Origin of the sequence: Burkholderia sp. MBR-1 (assembly GCF_013822785.1) — a bacterium.
Taxonomy (GTDB): domain Bacteria; phylum Pseudomonadota; class Gammaproteobacteria; order Burkholderiales; family Burkholderiaceae; genus Burkholderia; species Burkholderia vietnamiensis.
Genome location: NZ_CP053611.1, coordinates 151,238 through 174,438 on the forward strand (window position 1 = coordinate 151,238; position 23,201 = coordinate 174,438).

Sequence of the window (23,201 nt, forward strand, 5' to 3'; positions counted from 1 at the left end):
CGCAATCCACCGCCGCTACGACCATGCTACGCATGGCTTTCCGAATCGAGCCGCTTCACCGATTCCAGCGCGCGTGCACGCGCGCACTGATGATCGACGATCGGCATCGGATAGCTTCGCCCGAGCGTGACGGACGCGCGTTGCAACTGCTCGCGCGACGCGGCCCATGGCGCGTGGACGGTGTCTGCGGAAAGCTGCGCGAGCTCGGGCACCCAGCGACGCGTGTAGTCGCCGTGCGGATCGAACTTCTGCGCCTGCAGAACCGGATTGAAGATGCGGAAATACGGCGCCGCGTCGGCGCCGCTGCCCGACACCCACTGCCAGCTCGCGGGATTGCTCGCCTCGTCGGCATCGACCAGCGTATCCCAGAACCATGCTTCGCCCTGTCGCCAGTCGATCAGCAAGTGCTTCGACAGAAACGACGCCGCCACCATGCGCACGCGGTTGTGCATCCAGCCGGTGTGCCACAGCTCGCGCATGCCGGCATCGACGAGCGGGTAGCCCGTGCGGCCCGTCTGCCACTTGCGCAGCGACTTCGCGTCGTCGCGCCACGGCATCGAATCGAACTGCCGGCGGAAATTGACCTGATGAAGCGGCGCGAAGTGATACAGGAGGTGGTACGAGAATTCTCGCCAGCCGATTTCGCTGAGGAACTTGTTCAACGGCCCGTCCTTTGAGTCGATGCCGCGCACGGTGTGCGCACTTCGCATTGCATCGGCCGCCGACAGCGTCGCGTACCAAACCTGCCGAACCGATATGTTGCCGAAGCGCAGATACGGCGACAGCCGGCTCGTCGCGCGAGCGGCCGGAAAATCGCGCAGCGTCGGATAGTCGGACAGCGAATTCTCCAGGAATGCTTCGAGTTGATCGCTGGCGGCTTGCTCGCCGCACTGCCAGGTCTCACGCAGCCCGCCGGCCCAGTCGGGAGCCGACGGCTGCAGCTCGAGCTCGCGAAGCGTGCAGACGTGTGGCGTCGCGTGGGCTGGAACCGGAAAAAACCGGATGTGCGACGGTGCCGGCAGCGGAACCGGCGGGAAAAAATCGTCGCGCCGAGCGGCTCTCCAGTACGCGCTGAAGACCTGGAACGGCAGGCCTTCGCGCGTGGTCACCGTCCACGGTTCGCGCAGCAGGTGCCCGTTGAACGTCGACACGGCGATCCCGCGGTCGATCAAGTCTCTCTTGATCGACGCATCGGTGCCGGTCTGCGCTTTCGCGTAACGCCGGTTCCAGACGACCATCGCCGCGCCGATCGCCGAGGCGAAACCGGTGATCGCTTCATGCTCGTTGCCGCGCAGCAGAATCAGCGAGCCGCCATGCGCCGCGAGCGCGTCGTCGAGTTTGCTCAGCGATTCATGGAGCCACCAGCGCTGCGCGCCGCCCATCGCACGACCGTGTTTCGGCGCGGCGTCGTGCACATACACGCAAACGACCGGGTGCCCGGTGTCGAGCGCATGCGTCAGCGCGGGGTTGTCGGCCAGCCGTTGGTCGTCGCGGAACCATACGACGACGGGGCGAGCTTCGTGCGGAAGGTCGGAGCGGGTCATGAGTGTGTCGTGAAGAGTTGCGGTTGCATGGTGTGAATGGGATGGGGCCGAGCCGCGCGACGTATCCGAACGATGGCTGCGTTATTCATGTCGCGGCCGTCCATTGCCTATGCAGACCGGCGCGGTCACGCCGTCCCAACGCGCTGCGATCGCGATCGCCGCCGGCAGGATGAGCGCCCAGCCGGCCGCAATGACGACGAGCGCCGTCGTCGGCTCGTTGACATGGACGGCGCCCAACGCAGCGCCTGCACGATACGAAGCCGGGCCGCCAATTGCGCCGACGAGCGCCGCGATGAGCGGCCGCTGCCGGAGCCAGCGCAGGACGGTATTGAGTTGAATGGCGAACAGCGCCCACAGCGCCGCGAGCCAGTAAGGCGCCGAACCGTTCAGCACGACGCCGTTCGGGTATTCGAGCAGGCCGGCATGCACGACGGCGCTGTCCCATACCCATCCGGACGCCGCGATGGTGACGACGAGCCGCGCCTCGGATGACGGCCGCTGCGCGAACGTCAGATGGCCCGCGGTCGCGATCAGCGCATATGCGCATCCCCACCATGGTCGTTGCGCTGCAGCGCTCATCACGCAGACCAGCCAGCCGATCTGCGTCGTCGCGAGATAGACGCCCATGTGAGCGGCTCGCAGCGGCCGCTCATGCGATGTTCGTCGGTTCGGTGCAGTGCTCATGATCGTCTGTGGCCGCAGCGAAGCGCGCGTCGCATCTCGACAACGCGTGCAACGCAATACGTCGTTCGCAGGCGCAGCCGAGCAGCGCCGAAGGAATAGGGCGATTCGCGGACGATGGCTTCATCGGGAGCGATGGCGGGCATGCGGGCTCCGTTCGTTGGTTCATGCGTATACGGCGGTGCGCGGCGAACGGATGCATCTCGTGCCGACACGAGCGGAACGCGCGCCTGCATCCGCCTGCGCTCCGGCGACGTATACGCGGGTATGCGACCCGCGTGGTCACAATTGGAGATTTGCATGAACCTCAAGGTGGCGCTCGCCGTGCTGTCCGTGCTGGTCGCAGCCGCTTTGCTGGCCGCGCACAGTCCGCTGCGGCTTCTGAATGCATTGACGCCGACCAACACGTTCCGTCTTTTCGCCGATATCCCCTACGGGCCCGGCGAGCGGCAAGTGCTCGACGTCTACTTGCCGGCGCGCGTGGCGCGCGACTGGCCGACCGAGCCGAATGCCGGCGCGCCCGTCGTCGTGTTCTTTTACGGGGGAAGCTGGCAGTCGGGCAGGCGCAACGACTATCTGTTCGTCGGCGAGGCGCTGGCGTCGCGCGGCTTTGTCGCCGTGGTGCCCGACTACCGCACCTATCCGGCCACCACCTTTCCCGGCTTCATCGACGACGCGGCCCGTGCGGTCGCATGGGCGCGCGGGCACGCGGCCGCGTTCGGCGGCGACCCGCGGCGCGTGTTCCTGATGGGGCATTCCGCCGGCGCGCAGATCGCCGCGTTGCTCGCCACCGACGGCCGCTATCTGGCCGCGAGCAAGATGCGCAACAGCGAGATCGCGGGCGTGATCGGGCTGGCCGGCCCATACGATTTCCTGCCGCTGCGCGATGCGACGCTCGAACGGATCTTCCCCGGCGACCAGCGTGCGGCGAGCCAGCCGATCCGCTTCGTGCGGGGCAACGAGCCGCCGATGTGGTTGGCCGTCGCCGAGAACGATACGGTGGTCGAGCCCGGCAACACCGATCGATTCGCGCGGGCGTTGCAGAACGCCGGCGATAGCGTCGTGGTCACGCGCTACCGGCATCTGACCCATGCCGCGCTGGTCGGCGTGCTGGGCGCGCCGCTCAGACGCGCGGCGTCGGTGCTGGACGATCTGTCGGCATTCGTCGAGCGCGCGGGCGGCGCGTCGAACGCCGGAGTCGCGAGCAGCGACGCAAAGCCGCGTGCTGCGACGGTCGCGTCGCCGGTTTCGGCGCAGTGAGCGGTGGTGAAATGAAACGGGCGTGGGCGTGGGCGTGGGCGTGGGCGTGGTCGCGCATCCCACGTCGACGACGCGCGGCGCCACAACTCAACCCAACCGCTGGCTGGCGATGGCCGCCCTAGACCGACTTCGGCGCTTGCGCCGCCGCGTCCAGCCCTTCTTCGCGCAGGATGACGGCGAGCGCGGTTTCGAGCAATTCGGCGGCCCGATTCGCCGCGTCGCCGAGATGGCGGTGCAACAGCGCATCGGCGGGCGAGCGCGACACGCATTCGTCGCTGTAGCGCTCGAACGCGCTGAGCTGCATGATCAGTTCGGACAGATGGCGCGGGCACTCGCATTTGACCGTCGTCGACAAGCCGCTCAGCGACGCGAGCGTCGCTTCGTCGAAGCGGCGCTGCGTGCGCAGCCACAGCCCGCGCTCGGCGTCGTTCGCCTGTCGCGCCTTGACGACCGCCTGGGCGAGTTTCGAGATGATCGAGGCCGAGTTGGTCTGGCCTTCCGTCGAGCGGAACAGCTCGAACCCGGACAGCCGCGCCAGCTCGACTGCCTCCGCCGTGCCGAACCCGTATATGACGGCCACAGCATGTGCATTGAACGCTTGCGCCGCGCTGGCCAGTTGCGACACGACGTCTTCATGAAGCGACGTGGTCGTCGCGATCAACGCATCGGCGGACGGACCGGTGTGCCGGCTCGCTTCGTCGATCGATTCGATGCGCGCCGCGATATGGATGCCCATGCGCTCGATAGCGGAGGCCGAAATCGGCAAGGCGCCGATGACGGCCAGGCTCACGCCCGTTTCGGGCAGCGCCGCGCCGCGTGTATCGGTCAACGACAACGCCTCGAGTTCGTCGCGGCTCAGGCTCGCGATCGAGCCGATCGCATGGCCCTGGTTGACGAGGGCCTTTAGCAAACGAATCCGCTGCACGTCGTCGTCCGAGTACATCCGCTGCCCGGACGGCGTCTTCGGCGGCGCAACCACGCCATAGCGCCGCTCCCAAATCCTCAGCGTGGCTGCTGGCATGCGTGCCAGGCGCGCGGCCTCGCCGCTGCGATAGCGGTGCGGCGTATCGCGATCCTTGCGAGCGGACATCGGTGCTCTCCTGAAGTCGATGGCTGATGTATCAGGATTTTACGCAGTTTTCCGGAAATTTGAAGCAGGAAAGTGATTCAATGTGCGTAATTTTGGTCGGAAAGATGGTTCGTGAAGCGCATGCGCGGCTACAATGTATCGGCGCGGCGGGCGTTGTGCGCGAAGTTGTAAGTGAAGGATCGTGACGCATGCGGCGTCGCGATGCGCCCGCCTCGACACCCCATGAACGACCAGCGATCGCAAAGCATCCCATGACCACCTTGAGGCTCGTTCTCGGCGACCAGCTCGACCCGCATCACTCCTGGTTCGCCGAGGTCCGGCCCGACATCGTGTACGCGCTGATGGAGATTCGGCAGGAGACCGACTACGTGCTTCATCACGCGCAGAAGCTCATTGCGGTGTTTGCGGCGATGCGCCGCTTCGCCGAGTTGCTGCGCGAGGCAGGGCACGTCGTCCACTACATCGGGATCGACGATCCGCTCAATCGCCAGACCATTGCGGCGAACCTCGACAGGCTGGCCGACCGCTACGGCGCACGTCGCATCGAGTATCTGCTGCCCGACGAGTGGCGCGTCGACCGGCAACTGCAGGCCTATGCGGCGTCGGCGCGCGTGCCGGTGCAAGTGCTCGACACGAACCATTTCTACACGACGCGCGACGAAGTCGCGAGCCTGTTCGGCAACAGCCGCACGTGGGTCATGGACCGTTTCTATCGAAGCATGCGCGTACGCCATCGCGTGTTGCTCGACGCGCAAGGGCGTCCCGCAGGCGGGCAATGGAACTACGATGCCGAAAACCGCGAGGCGTGGTCCGGTACGCCTGCCGAGCCGCCCGACTGGCGTCCCCATCACGACCATCGCGCGTTGTGGAGCCGGATCGTGGCCGCCGGCGTGCGCAGCTTCGGCGCGCCGTCCGCCGGCGAGTTCCGCTGGCCGGTCGACCGCAGCGAGGCGCTCGCGTGTCTCGAGTCCTTCATCCGGCATGGGCTGCCTTTCTTCGGACGCTTTCAGGATGCGATGCACCGCGATGCGCGACGCCTGTTCCACTCGATGCTGTCGTTCGCACTCAACGTGAAGATGTTGAATCCGCGCGAAGTCGTCGAGCGCGCGGAGCATGCGTATCGCACCGGCACCGCGCCGCTGGCCGCGGTCGAAGGGTTCATCCGGCAGATTCTCGGCTGGCGCGAGTTCGTGCGCGGCGTGTACTGGACGCGCATGCCGGGTTACGCCGACAGCAACGCGTTCGGCCATCGGCGCGCGTTGCCGCATTGGTTCTGGAACGGCAGCACGCGCATGGCGTGCATGGCGCATGCACTGACGCAATCGCTCGACGCTGCGCATGCGCACCATATCCAGCGACTGATGGTGATCGGCAACTTTGCGCTGCTGGCCGGGCTCGAGCCGCGCCAGGTGCATCAGTGGTATCTCGGCGTCTACATCGATGCGTTCGAATGGGTCGAGCTGCCGAACACGCTGGGCATGAGCCAGTACGCGGATGGCGGCGCGATGGCGACCAAGCCGTACGTTTCCAGCGCCGCGTACATCAACCGGATGAGCAACTACTGCAAGGGCTGCGCGTACGACCATCGTGCGCGCACGGGCGAGCACGCGTGCCCGTTCAATGCGCTGTACTGGGATTTCTTCGACCGGCATCGCGGCGCGCTGCAACACAACCACCGGCTGTCGATGGTCTATCGGCAACTCGCGCGTTTCGACGACGAGGCGCTCGATGCGATCCGCGCGCAGGCGGAGCGCGTGGTGCGGGATATCGAGTCGCTGTAGGGCGCGTTAAGGGGCGGCGGATGGGGAGCGCCGCTTGCGTCGAAATGCCGAAGTGCGCGGGCGCCGTGTGTTGCGCCCGTGTCGCATATCGAGCACTGCCGCGGCGCCGCACGCTCGCTCGCCGTATGCCTTAAGCAGCAGAGAGCATCGCGGAATATGCGCGCGCCTCATCCTCCAACGTTCGCGAATCGATCAACGATCGGAACTGGGTGTCTCAACGCGTGAATTCCGCGCGCCCAACGCATCGACCACGGCGCCGCCGAGCCCGCTGCCGCTCAACCATGCACCTTCGACCTTGCCGCCGCCCAGCCAGTCCCCGCACAGCCCGACCCCCGCCGTCGTCCGCCATGCAAAGCGGCCGTGCGTCGAGGCCGTGGCAGCGGCCGGCTCCGCATAGCGCCACCGATGGGCAGTCGCCGACTCGGCGCCAGCGCCCGTGATGTCCCGAAACGCCGCCAACAATGCGTCGGTCACCCATTCGGCCCGTGCTTCCAGATGAGCGTGACTCCAGTCGGGCGTTGCATGCAGCACCCACGTGTCGATGCCGGCGCGCCCGGGCTTGGACGTGTCGTTGGCGATCCAGCCGAGCGGCCCGGCATTGACGAAGGCCGCGTCGAAGCCGACGTCCGGCAGCCCGCGGCACTGCGCCATCACCATCCACGTCGCACGCATCTCGCTGCGCTGTGCGATGACGGCAAGCCCTGGCTCCGCATGCCGCAAGAGCGGCACGGCCTGCGGCGCCGGGACGGCGACGATCACGGCGTCGTGGTGCGCGTCCAGTACGCCGTGCTCGGCCGACGTCGCGCGCCAGCAATCTCCGTCGCGAATCAACTCGACGATCGTCGTTTCGCAGCGCGTTCGAATGCCGGCCGACAGACGCCGCGCCGGCGCCGACATGCCCGGCACGCCGACGTACCGCAGCGCAGGCGCGAGCAACGCGCGCGGGCCGAGCGAGCCGATCGACGCCACGCGCGCCTCCCACGGGGCTGCTGCTCCACTTGCCACCCAGCGCGCTACTTCGGCGACGAACGCCGGATGTTGCGCGGTGAAATACGGCGCACCGTGATCGGCTTGCCAGAGCGCGGTACGGCGCGTACTCATGCGTCCGCCGACACCGCGGCTCTTTTCGTAGACGGTCACGCGGTGACCCGCGTCGGCCAGCACGCGCGCGCAGGCCAGCCCCGCTATCCCGGCGCCGACGATCGCGATATGTGCCGATGAGTCGGAAAACGGCGGCATGTGATTCATCGTGGCAACCCCGTACGTTGGGAGATCGCCGCAGCGCGTGCCGCATGGGCATCGGCACTCGACGTCGAACTTCTGCGACCGGGCTGGCTCATTGCTCGAGGTAAATCCTGAGCCGCAGCAGGCTGCGGCGAATCCAGCTCTTCATCGTGCCGAGCGGAACCTGCATGCGTTCGGCCAGCTCGGCATACGACGCGCCGCCGTGAAACGCTTCACGCAGCACGTAGGCTTGTCGCTCGCCGAGATGGGCGAGCCCGCGCTCCAGGCGCTGGCGTTCCTGGCTTGCCTGAGCGCCCGCGTCGGGCGTCGGGCCTTCGTCCGGTATCAGCAGCGCCTGTTCTTCGTCGAGCGGCGCGTCACGGTGCTGCCGGAGCCGATCGATGGTTCGATTGCGGGCGAGCGTCAGCAGCCATGTCATCGCGGTGCCGCGTTCGGCGTCGAACGCACCGGCGCGCCGCCATGCCGTCGTGAACACCTCCTGAAGCAGATCTTCCGCTTCATGGCGGTCACGTATCATCCGCACGATCAGGCCGTACAGCCGTGCCGACGTCAATCGGTACAGCTGCGCGAACGCCTGCTCGTCGCCGGCGGCGACGCGACACAGCAGGCTGTCGAGCGCCGCGTGCCAGACGGCTTGCTCGTCCGGCTCGCGCTGCGCCGTGTCGTCGGCGAACGCGTCGGCGCCTGCCGCATGCGATCGGGGATGAGCGGCGCCGCGGCGTTGCTGTCTGGCCGAATGGAGCGGCTTCGCGCGCCCGTGCGCCGACGACGGGCGGAGTGACTCGTGCGAACAGTTCATCTGCAACTCCGCATGCTGTGAGCTTCCTGCTTTTGCGCGTCGCGGTGCGAGCGGACGCCGATCATGAGTGAACACCAGGCCGGTGGATTCATTGCGCGTGGCTCCGTGCCGGCCTACGCGTCCTTGCCGGACAGAAGGGCAAGGAACTCGCGGCGAAGCGACGCGTCCGCGAGGAACTTGCCGCGCATCACGCTGTTGGTCATCTTCGCTTGGTCGTCCTTGGTACCGCGCCAGTGCATGCAGAAGTGGTCGGCCTCCAGCACGACGGCAAGCCCGTCGGGCGCGATGCGCCGTTCGAGCAGGTCGGCGATCTGCTTGACCGCCTCCTCCTGAATCTGCGGGCGCGCCATGACCCAGTTCACGAGCCGGCCATACTTCGACAAGCCGATCAGATTCGACGTGGCGCTCGGCAGCACGCCGATCCATATCCGCCCCATGATCGGGCAGAGATGATGCGAGCACGCGCTGCGCACGCGCAGCGGGCCGACGATCAGCAGTTCGTCCAGCCGCTCGACGTTGGGGAACTCGGTGACGGGCGGCGGTGCCTCGTAACGGCCGGCAAACACTTCGCGGACGAACATCTTCGCGACGCGCCGCGCGGTGTCGCGCGTGTTGTGGTCGTGATCGACGTCGATGACGAGCGAGCGCAGCACCGCTTCCATCCGCTGTGCGACTTCGCTCTGCAGCGCGTCGAGCTCGCCGTCGCGCAGGTGCGCGGCGATGTTGTCGTTCGCATGAAAGCGCGCGCCCGCATGCTCGAGCCGACGACGAATCAGTTGCGACAGAGGAATGCCCTCGTCGATCGCGGTCAACGTGTGCTCGGGCGCGTCGATTACATTTCCCATTTCGGTTCGTTTCTCGAGGTTGAATGGTGGTGCGGCAGATCGTGATCCGGTGCGATGCCGTGCGTGCGCGAAGAGGTATCGGCCGCGCGTGGCTCAGGTGCGAACGCGCGCGCGTGCCTGCCGAGCGGGCCGGCCCGCGCGCTCGCGACGGCGGCGGGCGTGCGATGTGCGGTGTCGCGCGGCAGGCGTCGTGTCGTCGCGATGCCGCATGCGCGGCAACTCCGGTTCGCTGTCGGTTCGTTCCGGCGCGAACGTGGCGGCGACCGCGCGTTTCAGTTTCGCCAGCACGAACTGACGGTCGACCTGACCGTCGGCCGCACGGAACAGATCGAAGCCGGCGACACGCAGCAGCTCGACGGCGCGCACGCTGCCGTATTCGTAGACGACCGAGGCTGCACGGACGCGACGCCCGTGCGCCAGCGACACGAGGAGCTGCGCAACGTCGCTGTGCAGCCACGTGACGTGCGCGACGAATGCATCGACGAAAAGCTCCGGTTGCCGCAGCGCCTGGAACACCGACTCGGCGCGCTCGCTTATGCGCAATCCGGGCGGCGCGGCCGGCGCGACCGGCATGTCGGCGGCGAACAGGTCGCCCATCACCAGCAGCGTCGGATAGGCGGGCGTACCGAGGTCGGCTTCGGCGAGCGTCGTTTCGTCAGTGCGGACGAACGTCGCTTCGGCGCGCGCGCATCGGTCGTTCGCCTGTGGCTGCGGGCGACGACGGCGTTCCCCGCGCGTCAGCGCCGCGAGCCGCTGGCGCGAAGCAGGTTCGTCGGCGTTCGCGGCGGGACGGTGCGAGCGCGCGCGCGCGGTGGCGGCGGCCGCACGCATCCGGCCCGCGGCCGCACGGATGGCGAGACGGCTCAGCTTGATGTGGTCGTTGCGTGTTGGCACGGAGCCTCCCTTGGGTCGATACCTGCGTCACGGCTCGATTGTATGCAAATTTTCGGGAATGTGAAGCAGAAAAGCGAGTCAAGAGTTGTGAAAATGCGAATTTAGTGTGTCATTGCCTCTGCGGCGTGGGGTATTCGTGCGGAATTGTGCGTGTGATATGGCCTATCGAGCCGAATCTGCTTCAATTTCGCGTCTATTGAAACGGAATTATGAGTCGCTAATCGTGATGAATCTGCGCCAAATGATCCGATTCATACGGATGCGAGCCAATGGGATGGGGTGTGTTGGGCGTCTGACTCAGGATATGACTCAGATAGATGAGTCAATGGCTCAAATTCGATTCATCCAGCCGCAGTGATGCGCTCGACCTCCAACTGCTGGCCCATCTCGACCGGACACCGACAGGGACAGCCGGCGTGCAGCTCTTTCGACTTGCATCAACCGCGGAGAACGCACGGCGCGCATGGGCCAACAGCGCTCAACCGCGCGACGAGGTTCACCCCTGATTGGCCCGGCGCGATGCGCGACGAGCCAGCGCGACCTCAATCGCGCGAACCGACCGACTTCCTCCTCGCGGTCGACCGCCGATTTCGCCGGCAGCGATCCGAGCAATATCGGACGTCCTCCCACACTGCCTTCCACTTCTTTCTCCAGCTGAAAGGCAACCCACAGGCGGCACACCTTTTTCGAGGCAAGTGAGTCTTGTCGACCATGGCGAACGACGCGTTGAAAGCGATCCCGACGAAGTTCGATCACGCGGCAACGCGGCCGCGTGCGGTATTCGGCCGGCCGCGACTGCCGGCCGAATCAGCGTGCGTCGTCGCCGAGCAACTGGCGGCGCAGCGATGTCGCGCGTGTGCGCGGATCGAGCCAGATCTCGAAGAACGCGCGCGCGAACGCCGGATCGGCCACTTCCGCGGTGAGGCGGCCGTTCGTATAGAAGCGTGCGCCGCGCTCGGGCAGATACACGCCGCAGAGCACGTCGCCGCGCGACACGTCGGTGAACGCGCGGGCGATGTCGCGGCGCCACGCGTCGCGCGTCGCGGCGGGCAAGGGCGCCGCTGCGAGGCGCTCGATTTCGTCCATGCCGGTCGATACGAGCCGCTCGCCCTTCACGTCGTGGCGATAGGCCAGCGACAACGCGAACGGCGTGTCGAACGCGCCGGGCGCGCGACGCGCCCACAGCTGCGCGTCGTACAGACAGATCGCGAACACGCAGAAGCGGCCCGAGCCGATCAGCCGCGCCGACGCGACATCGTCGACGCAATTTGCATCGGCGGCGCCCGGCATCGCGAACGCCGCCCACGCCGCAACGGCCGCGAGGGCCGCGAACCGGCGCGTCATGTCAGCGGCCCGCCGACACGACGAAATGCATCACGTCGGTCCGCCGTTCGGCAAATCCCGCTTCGCAATAGGCGAGGTACAGCCGCCACGTGCGAATGAAGGTCTCGTCGAATCCTTGCGCGCGCACCAGATCGGCGTGTGCATCGAACGTGTGCCGCCACGTGCGCAGCGTGCGCGTGTAGTCGTCGCCGAACGCGTGCACCGGTGCGGCGGCGAGTCCGGCGCGGCGCGCTGCGTCGACGAAGCGCTCGGCGCTCGGCAACATCCCGCCGGGAAAGATGAATTCGCGGATGAAGTCGCTCGACGCGCGGTACGCCTCGAATTGCGACTCGGCGATCGTGATCGATTGGATCAACGCGCGTGCACCGGGCTTCAGACGCCGCACGAGCGTGTCGAAGTACACGGGCCAGAACTTTTCGCCGACGGCTTCGAACATTTCGATCGACACCGCCGCATCGTATTGGCCGTCGACGTCGCGATAGTCGCGCAATTCGATCGTGACGAGATCGGCCAGCCCCTCGCGCGCGACGCGTTCGCGAGCCAGCGAATATTGCTGCTGCGAGATCGTCACGCCGTGCACGCGGATGCCCTGACGCGCCGCGTGTACGGCGAAGCCGCCCCAGCCGCAGCCGATCTCGAGCACGCGCATGCCGGCGCGCAGGCCGAGCGTCGCGACGATGCGCTGATACTTCGCCGCTTGTGCGTCGGCGAGCGGGCGGCGGTCGTCGCCGTCGAAGCATGCGCTCGAATAGGTCCACGTGTCGTCGAGCCACAACCGGTAGAAGTCGTTGCCGAGGTCGTAATGCGCGTGGATGTTGCGGCGGCTGCCCGCGCGCGTATTCGCGCGCAGCCGATGGCGCAGCGCGTACCACGCGCGTGCGAAGGGGCCGCCCGTCACGGTCTTGGCGATCACCGGCTGATTGCGGATCGCGACGCGCAGCAGCGCGACCGGATCGGGCGTGTCGACCCAGCCGGCGCGATACGCGTCGGCAAAGCCGATGTCGCCCGCGCGCAGGATCGCGCGGCAGGCGCGCCAGTCGCGGATCTGCAGCGTCGCGGCCGGCTGGCGGTGCGGATCGCCGAACACGTGTTGTGCGCCTTCGGGCGTCACGAGCGTGAGATGGCCGTCGTGGATGCGTCGCATCAGCGCGATGAACAACCGGGCCGACAGCGGCAGCGCCGCTTGCGAGGCGGCAGAGAGCAGACGCAGCAGGGTCATGGGCGGGCCTCGTGATCGGACGTCGCCGGACGGCCGCGCGACGACGCGTCCGGCGAGCGGGACAGGGACGAATCGGCGCCGGCCGAATGGCCCGGCGGCGTCTTGCCGTAGAACGGCACGCGCGCGAGCCACAGCCGCAGCGCCTGCCAATGGATGCGGATGACGACGTTCACCGCGTTCAGCGGCTGGCGAGCCAGCGCGCGCCACGCGCGTGCGGCGGTCAGCGGTTCGGCGCGCATGCCGAGCGCCGTGCGCAGCAGCAGGCCGTCGTCGTCGCGATAGTCGATCGCGACGCTCAGGCGGTCGCCGCGCTGCCGCACGCGAAACGCATAACTGCCGACCACCTCGCAAAACGGCGAGACGTGAAACGTCTTTCGGCAGACGAGGGCGGTGCCGGCGTCGATCGGCGCGTGATGCAGCGCCGTCAGCAGATAGCCGTGGTACGCGCCGAAGGTGTTGCGCACGTCCGCGTAGAGCGCGCGCAGCCGGCCCGTGCGGTCGTAGCAGTACCAGAAGCTGACCGGGTTGAACGCGTATCCGAAGATGCGCGGGATCGTCTGCAGCCAGATCGGGCCGTCGGCCGGAATGCCGGCCCGCGCGAGCAGATCGCGCATCCATGGCCCGAGCGGCCGCCCGTCGCGCGGGCCGTAGTCGCGCGATGCGAGCGCGAGCGGGCGCCAGCGGTCGACGCCGAACCAGCGGCCGTCGATCTCGTCGAGCCGTTCGACGTCGCAGCAGACCTGGAAGATCGGATACGTGAACGCATGGTGCACCGGCCGCAACCGTTCGTGCATCACGTGGCCGACCAGAAGCCGCGCGGCATGGCCGTCGCGGGCGAACGGCGCGTTCATGGGCGCGCCCAGACCGGCGCGATGCCGAAGTCGGCGGCGACGCGCAACGCCGATTTCAGCCCGTCCTCATGAAACCCGTAGCCCGTCCACGCGCCCGCGAACCACGTGTTGCGCCGTCCCTGCAGCGCGGGCAGACGTTGCTGCGCGTCGACGGCCGCGAGATCGAGCAGCGGATGCTCGTAGTCGTAGCGCCCCAGCTGCGTGCCGGGCGCGGGCTCGTCGACCGGATTCAGCGTGACGACCACCGGCGAACGGAACGGCAGCGGCTGCAACTGGTTCAGCAGATAGCTGACGCACACCGGCGCTACGTCGCCGCCGCCCGGCGCGGAGCGGCCGCTCAGGTAGTTCCAGGCCGACCACACGCGCTTGCGGCGCGGCAGCAGCGCCGTATCGGTATGCAGCACCGCGACGTTGTGCTGATAGCGCACGGCGCCCAGCACGTCGCGCTCGGCGTTGCTCGGGTCGGCGAGCAGCCGCAGGCTCGTCGGCGCGTGGCAGGCGAGCACGACCGCATCGAAGCGCTCGTGACCGGCCGCGTCGGTGGCGACCGTGACGTAGCCGTCTTCGCGCCGGATCGCGCGCACCGGCGTGCTGACGCGCACGTCGTCGAGCGTCGCGGCGATGCGCTCGACGTACTGCCGCGCGCCGCCGGCGACCGTGCGCCACGGCGGGCGGTTGTTGACCTGCAGCAGCGCGTGATTCAGGCAGAAGCGCAGGAACGTCGCCGCCGGAAAACGCAGGATGTCGTTGGCCGCGCTCGACCAGATCGCCGCCGCCATCGGCAGCAGATAGTGATGCTGGAACGGCGCGCCGTAGCGGCCGGCGGTGAGCAGTTCGCCGACCGACAGACGCTGGCGGTGCGCCGCTTCGAGATGATCGCGCGCGGCCGCGTTGAAGCGCAGGATGTCGCGCAGCATGCCGAGAAACGTCGGCGAAAACAGGTTGCGGCGTTGCGCGAATACCGTGTTGAGATTGCTGCCGGCCCATTCGAGCCGGCCGCCGTCGACCGACACCGAGAACGACATGTCGGTCGCATGGGCCGCCACGCCGAGTTCGTCGAACAGCGCGATCAGGTTCGGATAAGTGCGGTCGTTGAATACGAGGAACCCCGTGTCGACGGGGTGGCGCGCTCCGTCCAGTTCGACGTCGACCGTATGCGTGTGGCCGCCCAGATAGTCGGCGGATTCGAACAGCGTCACGCGGTGACGGCGGGCCAGCAGATAGGCGCTTGCGAGGCCCGCGATGCCGGCGCCGACGACGGCGATTCGTCGTCCGCGCGGCAGCGAGCCGATGTATTGCGGGTGCATCGCGAAGGGTCTCCGTCAGTCACAACAGCGGAATCGGAAATGACATGTCCGGATATACGTGGCGCGCGTGCGTGCGGATGCACGGCAAGCCGTCAATCGCGCCGGCCGGGCGACGCGAAGCCGGGTTGGCCGAGCTGGTCGGGCGTTTGCGGCACGCGCCTGAAGCGCGACGTGTCGTAGCCCATCGCGTCGAGCCGCGCGAGCAGCGACCGATAGGTGGCGTCGTCCATGGTCGGCTCGCGCGAGAAGATCCAGCCGAGCGTCTTGCCCGGGTAGCCGAGGATCGTGTAGCGATAGTCGGCGTCGACATACAGCGTCAGCTGCGTGACGTACACCGGCCAGAACAGCCGCACGCGCCATTCGCCGCCGCCGCTGCCGGGCTTGACCGAATCGACGAACCGGTAGCGCGTCTCGGGTCGATCGAAGCCGCCTTTGCGGCCGACGAACGCGTCGTCGATCCGGCCGTCGTCGCGCAGCCGCCATTCGGCCCGGCTGCCGACGAAATCGCGCTCCGCGAAATACGGAATGTTCGCGATCACGTACCAGCGGCCCATATAGCGTGGCAGGTCGACGGGAACGGTCGACAGCGGAACGCCGGCGCGCGGATTCGGATTCGGCGGAGCGTCGGAGCAGCCGGCGGCGCCGAGCGCGAGAGCCATCGCCATCGCGACGGCCACGCGGCGCACCGCGCCGTGCGACATGACGGGCCTCACGCGCGCCCCCGGCGCTTGTCGAACAGATAATGGGCGACGCCCCATTCCTGCCCGCCGGCATAGCCGAACAGCTCGGCGACGGCCATGTAGAACATGCGCCAGCGCTGGAACCAGATGCGCGCGTCGGCGCCATAGACGGTGTCGAAAATCGGCATGATCCGGTCGCGCGCCGCGTCGAGCGACGCGAGCCACTGGTTCGCCGTGCGCGCGTAGTGCGTGCCGTCGAGCCACCATTGGCGGGCGATGCGCACGTCGTCCTGGAACCGCAGCAGCAGATCGGCCGACGGCATCGTGCCGCCGGTGAAGAAATGGCGCGACATCCAGTCGGTGTCGTCGCGCACCGCGAAGTGATAGGCGAGCAGCTTGTGCGCGAAGATGTGCACGAACAGCTTGCCGTCGTCGCGCATCCAGCGCGCGATCTTCGCGAGCAGTTGCCCGTAGTTCTTCATGTGCTCGAACATCTCGATCGACAGCACGCGGTCGAAGCCGGCGTCGTCGGCGTCGAATTCGAAGTCGACCACGTTGCCGGTCATGATGCGCAGATTGGTCAACCCGCGCCGCGCCGCGCATTGCTCGATGAACAGCCGTTGGCCGTGCGAGTTCGACAGGCCGACGATCTGCGCGTGCGGATAGCGTTCGGCGAGCCACAGCGACAGCGAGCCCCAGCCGCAGCCGAGGTCGAGAATGCGCTGGCCGTCCGCGAGCTGGGCGCGCTCCACGTACAACTCGAGCATCGCGCCCTCGGCCTGCGGGAGCGTTTCGGTGCCGCGCGGGTAATAGCCGCACGAATACTTGAGCCGCGGGCCGAGATGCGCCTCGAAGAACGCGCCGGGCACCTCGTAGTGCTGCGTGTTCGCTGCTTGCGTGTCGATCGCGATCGGGCTCGCGCTCAGTTCGCGCACCAGCGCGTCATGGGCCGCCGCGCGCCCTTCGCCGTCGTAAGCATGTTCGGCGCGCAGGCGGTCGCGCATCAGCGAGCGCATTCCGGCGCGGATCAGCGGGTCCGGCAGCCAGCCGCGCTCGCAACAGCGGATCAGCCAGGAGTCGTTGGGTGCCGGCAGCGTGGCCGGCGACGGTGGCGAGGTGGTAGCGGTCATCAGCGTGAGCTCCGGTCTTCGGGGTGATCGGTTGGCGCGGCGGAAGTGCCGCGCATCGGCCTGGGCGGCCACGGCACGAGCGCGCTGGTCGTGCGCATGTAGTCGCGGTAGCCCGGCCGGGTTTGCACGAGACGCGCTTCGAGCAGCGGCAAGCCGGATATCTTGACCAGCAGCACGGCCATCAGCAGCGGCGGCAGCAGCGTCAGCCAGCCCCACGGCATCGCGATCGCCAGCGCCGTGTACGCGAGCCAGTGCACGCACTCGAAAAAGTAGTTGGGGTGCCGCGAATAGCGCCACCAGCCGACGCGGCAGACCTGGCCGCGGTGGCCGGGATCGGCGAGGAAGCGCGCGAGCTGCCGGTCGGCTGCCGTCTCGCCTGCCACGGCGGCGATCCAGATCGCGACCGCGGCGGCAAGCGCCGCCCCCGACGGCGCTTCCGCGCTATAGGCGGGGACGAAGAACGCGATCGACAGCAACATCGAGATCAGCGCTTGCAGCTGGAACAGCCAGAACATGTTGCGCGGCGCGGCGTCGCCCCATTGCTCGCGGAACTGGCGATAGCGCGGATCTTCCGGCTGCCCGCGATTGCGCCGCCACAGATGCCGCGCGAGTCGCAGGCCCCAGACGCCGCCGCCGATCGCGACGAGTGCGCGATTCGCGGCGAGGCCGGTGCCGAGCGCGGCGACGAACACGGCTACGCCGCCGAGCGTCGCGGCCCAGACGGGGTCGATCATTGCGGCGTTGCGGGAATGCAATTGTTCGATCCATACCGCCGTGAACGACAGGAACAGACCGATGAAAGCGAGCAGGGCAACGGCGACGGCGGGCATACGGGCTCCGAGGACGCAATGTCTTCGATATACGGAGCCGTGGGCCGAACGGATGCAGCAGGCAGGATGCAGCGCGGTTCGGCGGTGTCGGGAAGGGTTGGGTGAGACGTAGTCGCGCGCCGCGCGGTTGCGCGGCGTGCGTCATGTGGTGCGCGTTATGCGGCGTGCATCGGCCCGGTGGCGAGCACGGGCCCGGTCGGTTGACCGGTCGGCGAGCCGCCGCGCGGCTCGAGCGACACGGCGAGGACCGCGCGCGCGCCGAGTTGCGCGACGATCGCATCGGGCAGCGTCATCGACGCCGGCGCGTTCGGCGCGAAGACGCCGAGCGAAATCGGCTTCGCATTCGGCGGAATCAGCCACAGTTCGGTCGAGCGATCGGCGGCGATCGCCGGCGTGTTCGCCGGTACGACGACCATCGTCGCGCGCCGCAGGTCGACCGTGGCCGTCCAGTCGGCCACGCCGTCCTGCCGCGCGAGCGTGGCGGCCATGTAGGGCGTGCCGACGGCGGCGCGCTGCGGCGCCTCGCCGACGCGGAGCACGTTGACCGCGAGCAGCCCGAGCGCCGCGGCGCTCGCGCCGATGCCGACCCAGCGCCACAGTTGCAGGCTGTTCCACCATCCGCTTGATCGTGCGTCGCCGTGAGCGGGCGGCGCAGCGGCGAAGTCGAGTTCGTGCTGGATTTTCGTCCAGACGCGCGCGGGCGGCGCGACCGGCGCGACGTCTTCGGCGAGCGGCGCGAGACGGCGCTGCCAGCGCTCGAGCGTGGCGCGGAACATCGGATCGCGTGCGGCGGACTGCTCCAGCTCGCGGCGTGCGTCGGCGTCGAGCACGCCGAGGGCGTATTCCGCGCAGCGCAGTTCGGGATCGTGATCGGGCGGCGTATTCATTGCTCCAGACACACCTTTAGCTGCATCAGGCTGCGCCGGATCCAGCTTTTCATGGTTCCGAGCGGCACGCGCAATTGCGCGGCCAGCTCACTGTAGGTCGCACCGCTGAAGAAGGCTTCGCGCACCGCGCGGCCGTGATGCGGATCGAGCCGCTCGAGGCAGCGCTCGAGGCGTTGGCGCTGCTGACTCGCCTCCGCGAGCGCGGCCGGCGTCGGAGCGTCGTCGGGGAGCGTCAGCCAGTGTTCGTCGTCGAGCTGCGCGTCGCGATGCTGCCGCAACCGGTCGATCGTCCGGTTGCGCGCGAGCGTGACGAGCCATGTCATCGCGCCGCCGCGCGCCGGGTCGAACGCATCGATGCGCCGCCACGCGGTGGTGTAGACCTCCTGAAGGAGATCCTCGGCTTCCCCGTGATCGTGCACCATCCGCACGATGACGCCGAACACGTGCGCCGCGCTCAGCCGGTAAAGCTCGGCGAAAGCGGCCTGATCGCCGAGCGCCGCCTGCGACATCACGCGATTCAGGTGTTCGCGGCGCGCGGCGTCCGCGTCGCCGTCGCGCGCAGACGCCGACGGAGCGACGCGCCCGGCATCCTTCGGCCTGTCGTTCATGCGGAGAAAATGGCGCGCAGAGCCATGGCTTGAATGTGGAGCGAAATATAGCACTGTCGGACGTACCGGTTGAGCGATCGCGGTCGACACGCCGCCTGTCGTGCAGGCCGGCGGGCGTCGCAGGATCTTCAGTCAGATACGAGCGTCGCGCGCGTGCAGATGCAGCCGTCGTTCGCGGGATGCTGCAGCATCCCGCCGGTCGGGTGCAAAATGGCCGGACATCGTGCCTGGAGAGCTAGTCAATGAAGCAAAGTATCGTCCGTAGGCCCGCGCGTGCGGTGTGCATGATCGTCGCCGGCGCAGCACTGTTGCTCGCCGGATGCACCGGCCTGGCCGGCGGGCCGAGCGGCAATGCGCAGGTGCCGCAACCGGCCAGGCCCGTCGATCTCGATCGCTACGTCGGCCGATGGTACGAATTCGCGCGCTACGAAAACCGCTTCGAACGGGGATGCGACGGCGTGACGGCCGCCTATGCGAAGCGGGAGGATGGCCTCATCGGCGTGCGCAACAGCTGCCGCGAAGGCGGTCCGAACGGCCCGGTGCGGAGCTCCGAAGGGCGGGCGAGAATCGTCGCCGGCAGCGGCGACGCGAAACTGAAGGTGTCGTTCTTCGGGCCGTTCTTCTTCGGCGATTACTGGGTGCTCGATCACGCCGACGACTACTCATGGTCGATCGTCGGCGAGCCGTCGGGCCGGTTCCTGTGGATCCTCACACGCAGCGCGAAGCCTTCTGCCGACGAGGCCGCGGCGCTGATCGAACGCGTCCGCACGCTCGGTTACGACACGAAGATGTTGCGCCGCACCGCGCATTAGGGCGGCCGCGCGAGGTCGGCTCAGGGAGGCGACACACGCAAGCTGCATGCACGCGGCCGATCGAAGCGCATGGCGGGCGCGTGCCGACCGGCCTGCGACCCGGCTCGCGCCGGGCCACTGCCGGCGCAAGCCGGTAAGCGACTAAACCTGCCCGCGATCGCGCGCGTTCACGGCGACCACCGACGGCGATTCCGCAAGCGGGACGAAGCGCCGCGTCGCGCCGTCGAGCGCGTCGATGCCGCCGCTCTCGATGTCGTAGACCCAGCCGTGCAGGTTCATGCGGCCTTGCTCGAGCGCGAGTGCGACCGACGGGTGGGTGCGCAGGTTCGCGAGCTGCGCGATCACGTTTTCGCGGACCAGCCCGTCGAGCTTGGCGCGCGGCGTGTCGTATTCATGGGCGGCATTGATGACCTTCGCGGCATCGGCATGGCGCAGCCAGTTCGCGACGGCCGGCAGATGATCGAGGCACGTGCAGCGCGAAATCGCGCCCATCGCGCCGCAATCGGAGTGGCCGCAGATCACGATGTCGCGCACGCCGAGGACGGCGACCGCGTATTCGACGGTGGCCGACACGCCGCCCGGCTCGGGGCCGTACGACGGCACGATGTTGCCGGCATTGCGGATGACGAACAGTTCGCCGGGTTCGCGCTGCGTGAGCAGCTCGGGGACGACGCGGCTGTCGGAGCACGTGACGAACAGCGCTTTGGGGCTCTGTGACGTGGCGAGTTGCTTGAACAGCGCCTCGCGTTGCGGAAAGATGTCGCGCTGAAAACGCAGAAAACCGTCGATGATGTCTTGCATGCTTGCTCCAAGGCTTCAAGTTCGGATGCCGGCGCAGAAGCGGCACGTGCCCCTGCGCGGCGCGCAATATTATCCCGATATCGAGCCGGTGTGGTATCGCGCCTTCGCGAGCCTTCGTGTGGGGGCAGAACGCTCGCGCGCAAATGCTGCTGCGCAGATTCCGCTGGATTTTTGGGGTCGCACCGAAAACGAGAGGGTCGCGCGAAGCGTGCCGATCGGCACTCGGCGCCGTTTTCCCGGCTCGCCGTATGGCCATTCTCCCGCGCCGGAAAAATCTTGTAGCATCGCCGGCGTGCCAGCGGGCAGGCAGCGAGCGCCGCTGCCTGCCGGCTTTTTCCTGTTTGTCGCGGTCATGCCGGGTGGGCCGGCGGTGCCGATTCACATGAGGTCAGTATGCGTCGCATTGGGCTCGTCCTCGTCCCGCAGTTCCAGGTGATGAGTTTGCTAGCGTTATCCGTGTTCGACATCGCCAATCTGCGGGCCGGGCGCTCGCTGTACGAGGTCAGCGTCATCTCGGAGGATGGCGGCCCGGTGGAGGCGTCGTTCGGCATGTGCGCGTCGACCAGGCCGGCTCACGCGGCGGAGCTGCACACCGTATTCGTCGGGGCGTCGTTGTCGAAGCCGCCGCTGACCGACGGCATGCGCCAGTTGCTGCTCGATCTCTCCGGCAAAGTCGAGCGGATGGCCTCGATCTGCCTCGGCGCATTTCTGCTGGCCGACGCCGGCCTGCTCGACGGGCGCCGCGCCACGACGCACTGGGCGTACGTCGACCAGTTCAGGGAGCGCTTTCCGGCGGTGAGCGTCGAGAAGGACTGCATCTTCGTGCGTGACGGCAGGATCTGGAGTTCGGCCGGGATGAGCACGGCCATCGACATGGCGCTCGCGATGCTCGAGGAGGATCTCGGCGCGGATGCCGCGCTGGAGGTCGCCAAGGATCTCGTGATCGAACGGTGGCGGCGCTCGGGCGCGCAGCCGCAGACGTCGGTGCTGCTCGAGCATCCGGCGCGCAGCAACCGGATCCACGACGTCATCACCTACATCCGGCAGCATCTCGGCACCGAGCTGACCGTAGAGAAGCTCGCCGACGTGGCGCGAATGAGCAAGCGCCAGTTCACGCGTCGCTTCAAGGACGAAACGGGCCTGACGCCGGCCAAGGCGGTCGATCGCATCAGGCTCGAAACGGCGCGCGATTTCCTGACGAGTTCGTCATGGACCATCGACACGATCGCGCGCGAAACCGGATACGCGGATCCGGAGCGCATGAGGCGCTCCTTCGTGCGCGCGTTCGGACAGCCGCCGCAGGCGCTGCGGCGGCCGGCCACGGCCGAGCCCGTGGATCCCGACTGACGCGTGCCGGCGGATGTCGCCCCCAGCATGGCGCGAAACGAGGGAACTGTGTCCCTCCGCGCGCATCGTTGATAAATAAAATGAGCGCTGTCCGGATGGCATCGGTTCCGGGATGTCGCCGGCCGGGGCCTCGCAGCCGATGGGGCGCATCCAGCTGATCTCGCGTCAACCCGTCGACATCGTTTCCGCCAGTTGGACAAACTTTCCGCACCCGATTTCAGTGCCGCGCTCGGCTGCGTTCGCGCATGGGGGGCGATGCTGGTGCTCGCCGATCCGGCGACGGCGGCCCGACCACCTCGATGCGACGCGACGCTCGCAGCACGACGGCCGGCCGCTGGTTCGGCGGCGAAGGGACGCGGTCGGTCGGGCGCGTGCCGGGTACGCGCGCGAACGCGCTCGTCCGCCGCGCAGCGCACGCAATTGCCCGCGGCAAGCATCGAGCACCGGTGACGCAAGCGCCGTCGGACACGCCGGCGCGAGATGCGTCGCGGCCCGCATTCGCGGCACTGAACCATGACTGAATGGACCGTTGAGACGCAGGATATGGCAGAGGTAGCGACGCAAGACGGTTCGACGCCGGTCGTGTACATCGTCGACGACGATGCCGCGGTGCGCGCGTCGCTCGATACGCTGTTGCGCTCGATGGGCATGCGCGTCGCGACGTTTGCGAGCACGGCCGAATTGCGCGCGACGCAATGGGCGGACGCGTCGAGTTGTCTGCTGCTCGACGTCCGGCTGCGCGGCGAGAGCGGGCTGGTGTTCCAGCAGGCGCATGATCGGCCGCCGGTGCCGATCGTCGTCATCAGCGGCTTCGCCGACGTCGAGGTGTGTCGCAAGGCGCTGAAGGGCGGCGCCGTCGATTTTCTGGTGAAGCCGTTTACCGACCAGGAGCTGATCGACGCCGTGAACCTCGCGCTGTCGCTCGATACGGCTCGGCGTACGAACGACAGCACGCGCCGGCGGCTGCAGCAGTTGTTCGAGCAGCTCACGCGGCGCGAGCGCGAGGTGCTCGCGCACGTGGTCAGCGGGGCGTTGAACAAGCAGATCGCTTCGCAGCTCGGATTGAGTCTGATCACCGTCAAGCAACATCGCGCGTCGGTGATGCGCAAGATGAATGCGTCGTCGCTCGCCGACCTCGTGCGCAAGTCGGAAGCCATCGGCGTGCATGCGCCGGTGGCGGGTTAGGCGGCGCGGCGATGACGGCCGTTCGGTGTGGTTTCAGTTCGGCTTGCCGATCGAGGTGCCG

Annotated in this window: 24 protein-coding genes; 6 read left to right on the forward strand and 18 right to left on the reverse strand. The window is 68.0% G+C overall.

Annotated elements, in window-relative coordinates:
- Positions 1-26: 26 nt before the first annotated feature.
- Both MBR110_RS25135 and MBR110_RS25140 read right to left on the reverse strand, forming a co-directional pair.
- On the reverse strand, positions 27-1,544 hold the full coding sequence (locus MBR110_RS25135) for a cryptochrome/photolyase family protein (RefSeq protein ID WP_014725762.1): 1,518 nt from the start codon (positions 1,542-1,544) through the stop codon (positions 27-29).
- An 81-nt stretch (positions 1,545-1,625) separates the two neighbouring features.
- Entirely contained in the window at positions 1,626-2,171 is a 546-nt protein-coding gene (locus MBR110_RS25140) for a DUF2878 domain-containing protein (protein WP_034192807.1), read from the reverse strand.
- Between the two features lie 354 nt (positions 2,172-2,525).
- Here MBR110_RS25140 and MBR110_RS25145 point away from each other — a divergent pair, with 354 nt between their 5' ends.
- The gene (locus tag MBR110_RS25145) at positions 2,526-3,485 is read left to right on the forward strand and encodes an alpha/beta hydrolase (protein WP_181709648.1); all 960 of its coding nucleotides are present in this window, start codon (positions 2,526-2,528) and stop codon (positions 3,483-3,485) included.
- Positions 3,486-3,603: 118 nt separating this feature from the next.
- Here MBR110_RS25145 and MBR110_RS25150 read toward each other — a convergent pair whose 3' ends face one another.
- Complete coding sequence (locus MBR110_RS25150) at positions 3,604-4,575, reverse strand: MerR family transcriptional regulator (protein WP_014725765.1); 972 nt, start codon at positions 4,573-4,575, stop codon at positions 3,604-3,606.
- Between the two features lie 251 nt (positions 4,576-4,826).
- Here MBR110_RS25150 and MBR110_RS25155 point away from each other — a divergent pair, with 251 nt between their 5' ends.
- Complete coding sequence (locus MBR110_RS25155; protein ID WP_181709649.1) at positions 4,827-6,356, forward strand: cryptochrome/photolyase family protein; 1,530 nt, start codon at positions 4,827-4,829, stop codon at positions 6,354-6,356.
- 192 nt (positions 6,357-6,548) lie between these two features.
- Here the strand turns inward: MBR110_RS25155 and MBR110_RS25160 are convergent, their stop codons facing one another.
- From MBR110_RS25160 to MBR110_RS25225, 14 genes are all read right to left on the reverse strand, one after another.
- Complete coding sequence (locus tag MBR110_RS25160) at positions 6,549-7,595, reverse strand: NAD(P)/FAD-dependent oxidoreductase (RefSeq protein ID WP_155626717.1); 1,047 nt, start codon at positions 7,593-7,595, stop codon at positions 6,549-6,551.
- A 97-nt stretch (positions 7,596-7,692) separates the two neighbouring features.
- Positions 7,693-8,400 carry a sigma-70 family RNA polymerase sigma factor gene (locus tag MBR110_RS25165; protein WP_014725769.1) on the reverse strand — a complete coding sequence of 236 codons (708 nt, stop codon included), beginning with the start codon at positions 8,398-8,400 and terminating at the stop codon, positions 7,693-7,695.
- Positions 8,401-8,513: 113 nt separating this feature from the next.
- Positions 8,514-9,245 carry a GTP cyclohydrolase I gene (gene folE / locus MBR110_RS25170; RefSeq protein WP_011880035.1) on the reverse strand — a complete coding sequence of 244 codons (732 nt, stop codon included), beginning with the start codon at positions 9,243-9,245 and terminating at the stop codon, positions 8,514-8,516.
- Positions 9,246-9,338: 93 nt separating this feature from the next.
- A complete protein-coding gene (locus MBR110_RS25175) occupies positions 9,339-10,139 on the reverse strand; it encodes a hypothetical protein (RefSeq protein WP_014725770.1) in 801 nt (266 codons plus the stop codon).
- A gap of 542 nt (positions 10,140-10,681) precedes the next feature.
- Positions 10,682-10,852 (reverse strand): DUF2256 domain-containing protein, encoded by a 171-nt coding sequence (locus tag MBR110_RS32635; protein ID WP_081054382.1) that lies wholly within the window; start codon positions 10,850-10,852, stop codon positions 10,682-10,684.
- Positions 10,853-10,946: 94 nt separating this feature from the next.
- Positions 10,947-11,483 carry a chalcone isomerase family protein gene (locus MBR110_RS25185; protein ID WP_034192799.1) on the reverse strand — a complete coding sequence of 179 codons (537 nt, stop codon included), beginning with the start codon at positions 11,481-11,483 and terminating at the stop codon, positions 10,947-10,949.
- Between the two features lies 1 nt (position 11,484).
- Entirely contained in the window at positions 11,485-12,702 is a 1,218-nt protein-coding gene (locus tag MBR110_RS25190; protein WP_059740453.1) for an SAM-dependent methyltransferase, read from the reverse strand.
- Positions 12,699-13,553 carry a DUF1365 domain-containing protein gene (locus tag MBR110_RS25195; RefSeq protein WP_181709650.1) on the reverse strand — a complete coding sequence of 285 codons (855 nt, stop codon included), beginning with the start codon at positions 13,551-13,553 and terminating at the stop codon, positions 12,699-12,701. Before MBR110_RS25195 ends, MBR110_RS25190 begins: the two co-directional genes overlap by 4 nt.
- A complete protein-coding gene (locus tag MBR110_RS25200; RefSeq protein WP_181709651.1) occupies positions 13,550-14,860 on the reverse strand; it encodes an NAD(P)/FAD-dependent oxidoreductase in 1,311 nt (436 codons plus the stop codon). The genes MBR110_RS25195 and MBR110_RS25200 overlap by 4 nt, the downstream gene beginning before the upstream one ends.
- A gap of 92 nt (positions 14,861-14,952) precedes the next feature.
- The gene (locus MBR110_RS25205; protein WP_181709652.1) at positions 14,953-15,561 is read right to left on the reverse strand and encodes a lipocalin family protein; all 609 of its coding nucleotides are present in this window, start codon (positions 15,559-15,561) and stop codon (positions 14,953-14,955) included.
- A gap of 8 nt (positions 15,562-15,569) precedes the next feature.
- Positions 15,570-16,670: an SAM-dependent methyltransferase gene (locus MBR110_RS25210; protein ID WP_176000065.1), complete on the reverse strand. Its 1,101-nt coding sequence runs from the start codon at positions 16,668-16,670 to the stop codon at positions 15,570-15,572.
- Positions 16,670-17,500, reverse strand: coding sequence for a DUF1295 domain-containing protein (locus MBR110_RS25215; protein WP_181709653.1), 831 nt, complete (start codon positions 17,498-17,500; stop codon positions 16,670-16,672). Before MBR110_RS25215 ends, MBR110_RS25210 begins: the two co-directional genes overlap by 1 nt.
- A 155-nt stretch (positions 17,501-17,655) precedes the next feature.
- On the reverse strand, positions 17,656-18,387 hold the full coding sequence (locus MBR110_RS25220) for an anti-sigma factor (protein WP_176315224.1): 732 nt from the start codon (positions 18,385-18,387) through the stop codon (positions 17,656-17,658).
- A complete protein-coding gene (locus tag MBR110_RS25225) occupies positions 18,384-18,995 on the reverse strand; it encodes a sigma-70 family RNA polymerase sigma factor (RefSeq protein WP_014725779.1) in 612 nt (203 codons plus the stop codon). Before MBR110_RS25225 ends, MBR110_RS25220 begins: the two co-directional genes overlap by 4 nt.
- 242 nt (positions 18,996-19,237) lie before the next feature.
- Between MBR110_RS25225 and MBR110_RS25230 the strand changes: the two genes are divergently transcribed.
- Positions 19,238-19,807, forward strand: a complete 570-nt coding sequence (locus MBR110_RS25230; protein ID WP_059897252.1) for a lipocalin family protein — start codon at positions 19,238-19,240, stop codon at positions 19,805-19,807.
- 141 nt (positions 19,808-19,948) lie between these two features.
- Here the strand turns inward: MBR110_RS25230 and MBR110_RS25235 are convergent, their stop codons facing one another.
- A complete protein-coding gene (locus MBR110_RS25235; RefSeq protein ID WP_014725781.1) occupies positions 19,949-20,608 on the reverse strand; it encodes a carbonic anhydrase in 660 nt (219 codons plus the stop codon).
- 25 nt (positions 20,609-20,633) lie between these two features.
- Between MBR110_RS25235 and MBR110_RS25240 the strand changes: the two genes are divergently transcribed.
- The 3 genes from MBR110_RS25240 (at position 20,634) to MBR110_RS25250 (ending at position 23,140) form a co-directional block, all read left to right on the forward strand.
- Positions 20,634-21,044 (forward strand): hypothetical protein, encoded by a 411-nt coding sequence (locus MBR110_RS25240; protein ID WP_175562443.1) that lies wholly within the window; start codon positions 20,634-20,636, stop codon positions 21,042-21,044.
- Complete coding sequence (locus tag MBR110_RS25245) at positions 21,002-21,955, forward strand: GlxA family transcriptional regulator (RefSeq protein WP_014725782.1); 954 nt, start codon at positions 21,002-21,004, stop codon at positions 21,953-21,955. The genes MBR110_RS25240 and MBR110_RS25245 overlap by 43 nt, the downstream gene beginning before the upstream one ends.
- A gap of 543 nt (positions 21,956-22,498) precedes the next feature.
- Positions 22,499-23,140 (forward strand): response regulator transcription factor, encoded by a 642-nt coding sequence (locus MBR110_RS25250; RefSeq protein WP_014725784.1) that lies wholly within the window; start codon positions 22,499-22,501, stop codon positions 23,138-23,140.
- Positions 23,141-23,201: the final 61 nt, after the last annotated feature.

Coding starts and splice junctions, on each gene's coding strand:
- MBR110_RS25215 (WP_181709653.1), bottom strand. CDS start 17,500: ATGCCCGCCGTCGCCGTTGCCCTGCTCGCTTTCATCGGTCTGTTCCTG.
- MBR110_RS25165 (WP_014725769.1), bottom strand. CDS start 8,400: ATGAACTGTTCGCACGAGTCACTCCGCCCGTCGTCGGCGCACGGGCGC.
- MBR110_RS25230 (WP_059897252.1), top strand. CDS start 19,238: ATGAAGCAAAGTATCGTCCGTAGGCCCGCGCGTGCGGTGTGCATGATC.
- MBR110_RS25220 (WP_176315224.1), bottom strand. CDS start 18,387: ATGAATACGCCGCCCGATCACGATCCCGAACTGCGCTGCGCGGAATAC.
- MBR110_RS32635 (WP_081054382.1), bottom strand. CDS start 10,852: ATGGTCGACAAGACTCACTTGCCTCGAAAAAGGTGTGCCGCCTGTGGG.
- MBR110_RS25205 (WP_181709652.1), bottom strand. CDS start 15,561: ATGTCGCACGGCGCGGTGCGCCGCGTGGCCGTCGCGATGGCGATGGCT.
- MBR110_RS25185 (WP_034192799.1), bottom strand. CDS start 11,483: ATGACGCGCCGGTTCGCGGCCCTCGCGGCCGTTGCGGCGTGGGCGGCG.
- MBR110_RS25150 (WP_014725765.1), bottom strand. CDS start 4,575: ATGTCCGCTCGCAAGGATCGCGATACGCCGCACCGCTATCGCAGCGGC.
- MBR110_RS25145 (WP_181709648.1), top strand. CDS start 2,526: ATGAACCTCAAGGTGGCGCTCGCCGTGCTGTCCGTGCTGGTCGCAGCC.
- MBR110_RS25135 (WP_014725762.1), bottom strand. CDS start 1,544: ATGACCCGCTCCGACCTTCCGCACGAAGCTCGCCCCGTCGTCGTATGG.
- folE (WP_011880035.1), bottom strand. CDS start 9,245: ATGGGAAATGTAATCGACGCGCCCGAGCACACGTTGACCGCGATCGAC.
- MBR110_RS25250 (WP_014725784.1), top strand. CDS start 22,499: ATGGCAGAGGTAGCGACGCAAGACGGTTCGACGCCGGTCGTGTACATC.
- MBR110_RS25240 (WP_175562443.1), top strand. CDS start 20,634: ATGCCGGCGCAGAAGCGGCACGTGCCCCTGCGCGGCGCGCAATATTAT.
- MBR110_RS25245 (WP_014725782.1), top strand. CDS start 21,002: ATGCGTCGCATTGGGCTCGTCCTCGTCCCGCAGTTCCAGGTGATGAGT.
- MBR110_RS25155 (WP_181709649.1), top strand. CDS start 4,827: ATGACCACCTTGAGGCTCGTTCTCGGCGACCAGCTCGACCCGCATCAC.
- MBR110_RS25225 (WP_014725779.1), bottom strand. CDS start 18,995: ATGAACGACAGGCCGAAGGATGCCGGGCGCGTCGCTCCGTCGGCGTCT.
- MBR110_RS25190 (WP_059740453.1), bottom strand. CDS start 12,702: ATGACCCTGCTGCGTCTGCTCTCTGCCGCCTCGCAAGCGGCGCTGCCG.
- MBR110_RS25140 (WP_034192807.1), bottom strand. CDS start 2,171: ATGGGCGTCTATCTCGCGACGACGCAGATCGGCTGGCTGGTCTGCGTG.
- MBR110_RS25195 (WP_181709650.1), bottom strand. CDS start 13,553: ATGAACGCGCCGTTCGCCCGCGACGGCCATGCCGCGCGGCTTCTGGTC.
- MBR110_RS25210 (WP_176000065.1), bottom strand. CDS start 16,670: ATGACCGCTACCACCTCGCCACCGTCGCCGGCCACGCTGCCGGCACCC.
- MBR110_RS25235 (WP_014725781.1), bottom strand. CDS start 20,608: ATGCAAGACATCATCGACGGTTTTCTGCGTTTTCAGCGCGACATCTTT.
- MBR110_RS25160 (WP_155626717.1), bottom strand. CDS start 7,595: ATGCCGCCGTTTTCCGACTCATCGGCACATATCGCGATCGTCGGCGCC.
- MBR110_RS25200 (WP_181709651.1), bottom strand. CDS start 14,860: ATGCACCCGCAATACATCGGCTCGCTGCCGCGCGGACGACGAATCGCC.